Source organism: Streptomyces sp. NPDC054847, from assembly GCF_053610925.1.
The window spans coordinates 1-4,947 of sequence record NZ_JBSGZJ010000508.1 but is presented as its reverse complement, the minus strand read 5'-3'; the positions used below and the strand labels follow the sequence as shown (position 1 = coordinate 4,947).

Annotated in this window: 3 protein-coding genes; 1 reads left to right on the top strand and 2 read right to left on the bottom strand. The window is 70.7% G+C overall.

Annotated elements, in window-relative coordinates; genetic code table 11:
• Positions 1-22: 22 nt before the first annotated feature.
• Together ACWGH4_RS31175 and ACWGH4_RS31170 are read right to left on the bottom strand one after the other, a co-directional pair.
• Entirely contained in the window at positions 23-1,603 is a 1,581-nt protein-coding gene (locus ACWGH4_RS31175; RefSeq protein WP_453466792.1) for a carbohydrate-binding protein, read from the bottom strand.
• A gap of 705 nt (positions 1,604-2,308) precedes the next feature.
• On the bottom strand, positions 2,309-3,190 hold the full coding sequence (locus ACWGH4_RS31170; protein WP_453466790.1) for an alpha/beta fold hydrolase: 882 nt from the start codon (positions 3,188-3,190) through the stop codon (positions 2,309-2,311).
• 392 nt (positions 3,191-3,582) lie between these two features.
• Between ACWGH4_RS31170 and ACWGH4_RS31165 the strand changes: the two genes are divergently transcribed.
• Positions 3,583-4,800, top strand: a complete 1,218-nt coding sequence (locus tag ACWGH4_RS31165) for a proteinase inhibitor I4 serpin (protein WP_453466788.1) — start codon at positions 3,583-3,585, stop codon at positions 4,798-4,800.
• Positions 4,801-4,947: the final 147 nt, after the last annotated feature.

Genomic DNA, 4,947 nt, shown 5'->3' with positions numbered 1-4,947 from the left:
GGCAGGTTCCGTGCGCGGCAGGTTACGGCGTGACCGCCCTGCCCCCGAACGTGACCACGAGGCGGCCGTCGGACCCGTACGACCAGTGCAAGGATCCCGCGTAGGAGGAGCAGCGGGAGCCGTTGGAGCCGGTCCAGAACTGGTTCGTGCTGTCGGCGTTGCCCACGGTCTTGTCGTTCGAGCCGTCGCCGCTGCGGCACGAGACGTTGTTCCGGAACACCGAAGTGCCCGCGTCGAAGGAGAAGTTGCGCTCGGCGTTGTCGATGCTGATGTTGTCCGAGACCGTCATCGTGCCCGGGTTCCTGTTGTAGGTGAACCCGTGCTTGCCGTTGTCGTAGGCGATGCTGCGCCGGATGACGTGGTCGACCTCGATGTCCTCGCCGCCGAGCTTGTAGCCGTTGCGGTCCCCGCTCGAGTTCTGGGTGCCGTCGGAGAGGGTGCCGTTCTCGTAGGCGAGGGAGTCCTCGATGGTCACGGCGCCGATGGGCCCGGTGTCCGACTTGGTGTAGAGGTCCCAGCCGTCGTCGATGTTGTTGTGGGCCACGGCGTAGCGGAAGACGTTCCCGGGGCCGGAGGTGAGCTTCGCGGCGAAGCCGTCGGCGTCCTCGCCGTCGGAGTCGGCGTTGTCGTGCGACTCCGCGCTCAGGACGAGGTTGTTGGACGGCCACTGGTCGCGGGGAGTGCTGGAGAGCATGCGCGAGAGCTGCAGCCCGGTGTCGCGGTTGAAGCGTGTCACCGTGCGCTCGAAGATGTTGTTGCTGCCGCCGACGAAGATCCCGTTGTCACCGGCACGCTCTACGACGATGCCCTTGACGTGCCAGTACGACCCGTTCACGGCGAGCCCGCGGTTCGCCGGGTCCTCGCTCTGGGCCGAGAAGTTCAGTACGGGGGTCTCGCCCGGGTAGGCGGACAGTTCCGTGCGGTCGCCCGCGCTGCCGTTGTTGCCTTGGGGGATGGTGACCGTCTGCGAGTGGCGGTAGGTCCCCCCGCGCAGGTAGATCGTCCCGCCGGGAGTGATGCGGCTGATCGCGGAGGTGAGCGTCGTCGGGTCCGCCTGTGTTCCGGACGCGCTGTCGGTGCCGTTCGGCGCCACGTACAGCGCGGAGCCCGACGGCGGCGGGGTGGTGGTGTCGCCGCTCGTCTCGACGTCGAGGTAGTCGATGTTGGGCAGGCCGGCGGAGGTGGTCGGGCTGAGCCGGAGGGTGTTGCTGCCCGCCTGTACCGGCACCGTGAGCGTCTTCGTCGCCCACGTGTCCCAGGCGCCGGTGCCCTCGAACGACGCCGATGTGGCCGTCGAGCCGTTCACCGTGACGGTGGCGGGTCGTGCGGTACCGCTGCCGTTGGCGAAGCGCACGCCCAGTGTCGCCGTGCCGGCGGAGGGGGCGTTCACGGTGAACTGTACGTAGGCGCCGGACGCGTTGGTGCCGTTGCAGAATCCGCTGCCGGAGTAGCCGGACCAGTCGGAGTCGACGGTGCCGGTACAGATCGCGGAGGTGTTCTCGGCCTCGTAGCGGATCGACGCGGCCTGCGCCGGGTTGCCGGACAGCGCGACGAGCGCGCCGGCGAGCAGGCCGGCGCACGGGAGGGCGGGGCGTAATTGCATCGTTCGTCTCCAGGTTGGTCGGCTCGTGCGACACGGGGTCGATGAAGAGGGGGGTCGAGCAACTGCGCGGGGCTGACGTCCGATCGGTCCGAGCGCAATAATGGGGCGGCTCGGTAGTTCAACTCCATGAACTGCTCTACGAGTTCGGTAGTGCGATGTCCACGGGGTAAGCGCTTTCCACGGAACCTAAGCGTCTACCGTGCGAGCGTCAATAGACATGTACTTGATTATTTTTCATGGACATGAACGCGCCGTTGCCGGGTCGATGAGACCTGGGTCGGATGCTGTGGGTCGTAAGCGATCGCTTCAAACCTGCGGGGTGCTGCGTCAGGCGCCACCCAGAGTCCGGCGGGACCGCGCGTCCCGGCGGACGTGTGCCACCCCGCCTTGCCTGCGGGCAGGTCGAAACGGACGAGGGCCGGGCCCGGGCGGCCATAGGGTGAGCGCGCGATCTCAATTTCGTCGTCGACCGGTTGACCGCGCGGGACCACGGTGCAGGACGGCGCAGGGGCACTCCGCCGCGGGTGCGGGCTGTGCCGCCGTCAGTGCGGACCCGCGGGTACGGGCGGTCAGGCGGGCAGGTAGGCGGGCGAGGCAGGCGGGCAGGCGGAGGCGGGCAGGCGGGCAGGCGGGCAGGCGGCGGATCGTCGCCTGCGAACGCGTTGCGCCCCGCCACCCGCCCCTCACCCGCCGTCCCCCGGCCCCTCAGCCCTCCGCGTGCAGCACCTCGCGGAGAGTCTGCGCGAACTCGACCGGCGCCCCGTGCTGGCCGTACTCGCCGCCCATGAAGCCACCGTGGTCGCTGGGGAAGATCGCCGGCTCGGTGCCCAGTCCGGCGGCGACCTTCGCCGCGGCGCGGGCGCAGAACTCGCCCTCGGACTCCTTGCCCGCCGCGACGACGATGCGCGTGGAGGCGGCGCGCAGCGCTTCGAAGTCGGGCCGGTAGCCGGTGCAGCCGCGCATGTTCTGGCCCAGCAGCGGGTCGTCGCGCGAGCCGTCGTCCTCCGTCGGCAGTCCGAAGGCCGCGGGGTCGGGGGCCGGCTCGTCGGCCCAGTCGGCCGGGAAGGGCCCCTTGCGGCCGGCCATCGCGATGAACTTGGCCATCGCGGGCCCCAGTCCGTCCCGCATGTACGTCGCATGGATGTCCGCGCAGACCGCCAGCGCCGCCTCGCTGTCCGGCAGGACCGGCGCCGCCGGCGGCTCGTGCGCGACGAGTGTGCGTACCAGTTCCGGGTGCCGCGACACCAGGGCGAGCGCGTTCACGGCACCGCCGCTGCTCGCGAACATGTCCACCGGCCCGGCTCCGAGCGCCTCGATCACCCGCCGCAGATCGTCGGCGTGCTCCTCGGGCACGATCTCCGCCGCGCCGTCCTTACGCACGCTGCGGCCCGCCCCGCGCGGGTCGTAGGTGACGACCGTCCGGTCGGTGAAGTGCGACGCCAGCGTGACGAAACCGCTCGCGTCCATCGGTGAACCGACCAGGAACAGGACGGGTGCGTCGGCCCCGGCATCGGCCCGGCCTCCCCTCACGTCGTACCAGATCGTGGCACCGGGGGTCTCCAGCGTGCGGGTCTCGATCTCGACCATCGTCGTATCTCCTCATGTCTGTTCCGTCACTGAAACAGACCGGCGGCCCTGCCGGAACTCATCGCTCCCGTGCGCATCAATAAGTGGGAAAGCGAAGGGGCCTCAGTTCTCGATCAGCGGCCGGCCCCGCGCGATAACCCCTGGACGTCGGTTCCGCCACCGGCGAGGATGCGAGTGATCGTCCTGTTCCGTGGTCCACCCGTTCCACTGTTCCAGCGTGACCTGGACGATCCGCCCCGCGGTGACCGCGCCGGAGGCGGATACAGGTACCCGAGGCGGCGTGGCGGGCCACTGCCGCGACGCCGGCGCGTTGCGTGTTCAGGACCGACGGTCACGGTGCCTTGTGAAACCTGGGGGATCGAGTGCAGCCGACAGCGACGTCCGTACGTGCCGTGAACCGGCTCACCGAGCGGTGGGTCGGCAGCCTGCGGGGACCGGGCGGGACCGTCGTCTCCGCCACGAGCCTGTGGCCGCTGCTCGCCTGTCTCCAGGACGCCGCCTGTGGACCGGCGCGGGACGAACTCGGGGACGCGACCGGCCTGCCCGCCGCAGAGGCGGCCGGAGCCGCGCGCGGATTCCTCGAGGCGCTGGGCGCGATCCGCGGCACGCGGGCCGCGTTCGGTCTCTGGACCCGAGCGGATCTGCCGATGCATGCCGACTGGGCGGCACGGCTGCCCGCCGGAACGACCGGCACCATCACCGGAGACCAGGCAGCCGACCGCATGATGCTCGACGGATGGGCCGACGATCGCACCGAAGGCCTGATCCGCAGGATGCCGGTGGACATCGACAAATCCACCCGGCTCGTGCTGGCCGCGGCGCAGTCGGTGCGGACACGATGGCTGCAGCCGTTCTTCGAGACGGAGGTGGTCCCGGACCACGGCCCGTGGCAGGGGCGTTTGCTGCTGGGGCTGCACCGCGCCACCTCGCTGTTGGACCGGGTGGCCGTGACGGAGACCCCGGACGGCCCTGTGACGGTGCTCAAGATCCTCGGCGGAACCGGTGTCGACGTCCACCTCCTGCTGGGCGCCACTGACATGACGCCCTCCCAGGTACTGCGTCACGGGATCGGCACTCTCGCGGGCGCCGGTCCGGCCCCGGTGCCCGGTGACCGCCTTCCCCTCGGGGAGGCCGGCCCGGGTCTGCGCGTGTCGAACGTACGCAGCCGAACCCCGGAGCCCGTCCTCGAAGTCCTCACTGTCGGGTTCCGCGTCACGGCGGACCACGATCTGCTGCAGACGCCTGCGCTGTTCGGCCTGTCCACGGCCTCGGACAGCAGCCACGGCCACTTCCCGGGCATCAGCCCTGATCCGCTGGCGGTCGGCTCGGCCGGCCAGGGCGCGGTTGCCGTGTTCGACGCCAAGGGCTTCGAGTCCGCGACCGTGACCGCGATCAGCATCATGGCCGGCGGGATGCCGCCTCCGCCGCGGTACACCGTCCGCCAGGTCGAGGCGGTTCTCGACCGCCCGTTCGGTTTCCTGACCGTCCACCGCACGTCCCGTCTGGTCCTGTCGGCGGGATGGGTGACCGAGCCCCTGCCCTTCCCCGAGGACCAGGAGTACGACGAGTACGACGAGCAGCGCGGGTACGACGAGACGGCCCCGACGTGACCGCGCTGCTCGAGGGCCCGGCCGTCAACCCGGCCGCCCCGGCAGCCCTGTTGCTGCGCCTGCTGGCGCCGAAGCACGAAGGTGTCTGGTCGGCGCCGGCGTCCCGGCGCGCCTCCTTCCCGAGATGGGCACGAGCTGCTCGGGTGA

Bases quoted from the DNA above. Each gene is read 5' to 3' on its own strand.
- ACWGH4_RS31170 (WP_453466790.1), bottom strand. From the start codon at position 3,190: ATGGTCGAGATCGAGACCCGCACGCTGGAGACCCCCGGTGCCACGATC.
- ACWGH4_RS31175 (WP_453466792.1), bottom strand. From the start codon at position 1,603: ATGCAATTACGCCCCGCCCTCCCGTGCGCCGGCCTGCTCGCCGGCGCG.